The 3,303-nt window shown below is 38.8% G+C and carries 2 protein-coding genes; both read right to left on the bottom strand.

Translation table 11 applies throughout. The features are described from left to right. Positions 1-1,055 (bottom strand): 2-isopropylmalate synthase (locus ABZC96_RS09250; protein WP_373030648.1); only part of this gene is annotated, 1,055 nt, incomplete at its 3' end. A 351-nt stretch (positions 1,056-1,406) separates the two neighbouring features. After that, positions 1,407-3,303 (bottom strand): ATP-dependent zinc metalloprotease FtsH (gene ftsH / locus ABZC96_RS09255; protein ID WP_373030649.1); only part of this gene is annotated, 1,897 nt, incomplete at its 5' end.

Consider the following 3,303-nt stretch of genomic DNA (forward strand, 5'->3'; position numbering starts at 1 on the left):
AATGCCTCATCATCTAAGATAAATCCTAATTTACGCAATTTATCTTTAAATGCTGCACGGCCAGAGTGTTTACCTAAGACCAAAGTGTCATCCATATCTAAACCAATATCAGCGGGAGAGATGATCTCATAGGTTTCTTTATTTTTTAACATACCGTCTTGGTGAATACCACTCTCATGTGCAAAAGCATTTTTACCGACTATGGCTTTATTTGGTTGTGGCTCTATGCCTGTGATGTTGGCTATCAAACGGCTTGATGGGTATATCTCTTTTGTATTTATATTTGTTTTATAGTTGGCAAATACATCTGAACGTGTTTTTAATGCCATAACGATCTCTTCAAGTGCCGCATTCCCAGCTCTTTCACCTAAACCGTTGATCGTACACTCTACCTGTCTTGCTCCATTGATCACAGCCTCCAAAGAGTTGGCTACACCTAAGCCCAAGTCATTGTGGTTATGAACAGAGATAATGGCTCTACCTTTTGTGTATTCACTCATCTCTTTGACCATTGCACCGATTTCAAAAGGAAGTCTAAACCCAACCGTATCTGGCAAGTTAATGGTACTTGCACCTGCTTCGATAACAGCATCAGATATCTCTTTCATAAAACCAATGTCTGAACGCCCTGCATCTTCACAGGAAAACTCTACATCATCTACGAATGTACGCGCATACTCGACAGCTCTTACTGCTCTTTTAATCACTTCATCAGGCTTCATTTTGAGTTTATGTTCCATATGTATGCTTGATGTGGCGATAAATGTATGGATACGTTTCAACTTTGCTTTAGCGATGGCTTCACCTGCAGCTTTCACATCTGAATCAATAGCTCTAGCCAAAGAACAAACAGTTGAATTCGTAACTCTTTGTGATATTTTATCAATAGCATCAAAATCTCCGGGACTTGCTGCCGCAAATCCTGCTTCTATGATGTCTACACCCAAACGCTCCAACTGTGCAGCGATTTGGATCTTCTCTTCAGTGTTCATAGAAGCCCCAGGACTCTGCTCACCGTCTCTTAATGTTGTGTCAAATATTTTTATGGTTTCCATTTTCTTTCTCCTCATAATGCGCCAAAGACACATTATAATTCCTCTCACTAAAGCTACACCTTGCGGTGAGGGTTAATAGCATACTATTAAAGTATGGGTGTAAATGATTGTCTAATTCTACCTAAATTGTAGTTATTAGAAACTAATTGTTTTTATATTGTGTAAAAAAGGGTGTGGATCGTTAAACGATTAGAGTGCGAGCAGTAGCAGGAGAGAGCTATCTTTAGTGAAAATAGTTTGTTGGTTTATGATAGTTTTCATAATCTCTCCTTTAAATTTTAAGTATTATACACTATTTGAAAATAAAAGACAAGGGATAATAATTATCTTTTAATGTTAATTTTTTTTACTTTATGTATCCGTACTTTCTGCTTCTTCTTCAGCTTTAGCTCTGGCTTCTGCTGCAGCTATTTTGTCACCATGTGCTAGACGACTTTCCATGTTGTTTTCTTTTTCATAGTCAGCAATGATAGAACGTACTTTTTTACCTTCGATCACTTCAACATCTAAAAGTATAGCAGTCATATTTTCTATGGCTTGGTGATATTCGTTGAGTGTCTTCTTTACAAATGTATAACGTTCATTGAGAGTAGACTTGATGAAACTGTCCATATCTTCAGCCATTTTTTCACTATAGTCGGTACTCACAGCACCACCACCTAAAAATGAATTTTGACTACGAGAGAGTACCATTAACCCTGCAACATCTGTCATTCCATATACAGAGATCATATCTTTTAAGATAGCAGTTGCACGGTCGAGATCATTACCGGCACCTGTGCTTATCTCACCTATGAAAACCTCTTCTGCCGCACGACCACCAAGAAGTACATCTACTTCAGCTAGGAGTTCATGTTTTTGTTTTAAGAATCTGTCTTCATCATCTGGAAGATGAAGTGTATAACCTAATGCACCAAGTCCTCTAGGAATGATAGATACTTTAGTCACACGGGTTGCACCTTTGGTAAGTTCTGCCATAAGTGCATGGCCACTTTCATGGTAAGCCACTATTTTTTTCTCTACTTCTGAGATTTTACGGTTTTTCTTTTCAAGTCCTACAAATGAACGTTCTATTGACTCAAGTAAGTCAGATTGTTCTATCTCTTTTTTGTTGAAACGTCCTGCGAGTAAAGCTGCTTCATTAATGATATTTGCTAAGTCAGCACCTGCAAGGCCTGCAGTTTGCTTAGCAACCACCTTTAGATCTACGGAAGAAGACAACTTTACACCTTGTGAATGTACTTTTAGTATGGCTAAACGTCCATCATAATCAGGTTTGTCAACCAGTACTTGTCTGTCAAAACGTCCAGCTCTAAGTAGGGCAGCATCGAGTGTTTCTGGTCTGTTTGTAGCTGCAAGTACGATGACAGGAGTATCTGTACCAAAACCATCCATCTCTGCTAGGAGTTGGTTAAGTGTTTGTTCTCTTTCATCATTTCCACCCATTTGTCCACCACTCGAACGGCTTTTACCGATAGCATCTATCTCATCGATGAATATGATCGATGGCGCTTCTTTTTTGGCTTGAGCAAAAAGATCACGTACACGGCTTGCACCCACACCGACAAACATCTCGATGAATCCTGAACCACTTACAGAGAAGAATGGTACTGATGCTTCACCTGCAACAGCTTTAGCAAGGAGTGTTTTACCAGTACCTGGAGGTCCTACTAAAAGCAAGCCTTTTGGAATTTTCGCACCAAGTTCCATATAGCGTTCCGGGAATTTAAGGAAATCAACGATCTCTTTCACTTCATCTTTGGCTTCTTCAACCCCTTGTACATCATCAAATTTTGTGTCTGGTTTTTCAGAATTGATCAGTTTATCGGCTTTTCCTGCACCTAAGATACCACCACCCATACCTTTAGACATTTTTTTAGCTAAGAAGATCCAGATACCAAAGAAGATGAGGATAGGAAGCAATGACCCTAAAAGATCAGAAACAAAACCGCCACCCATGATACCTTCATAAGTTATGTTCTTTTCTTCTAGAAGAGGGATAAGCTCTTTATCATAGGTTGGAACATTTTGTGCTACAAAACGTATTTTTCGACCATCACTGTCTGCAATAGCTTCTATTGTTGTAGGTGTGAGCTTCACCGAAGTGATAGTACCTTTTGCTATTTCACTCTTAATCTCTGAATATTTTACTGTTTTGGTTTGCGTAACATTGTTACCACTGTCTAGCATATTACCAAGACCATCACTATCACCTACAAATGATTTAAAAATCATGATGATGACGATA

Origin of the sequence: Sulfurovum sp., assembly GCF_041551015.1 — a bacterium.
GTDB lineage: Bacteria > Campylobacterota > Campylobacteria > Campylobacterales > Sulfurovaceae > Sulfurovum.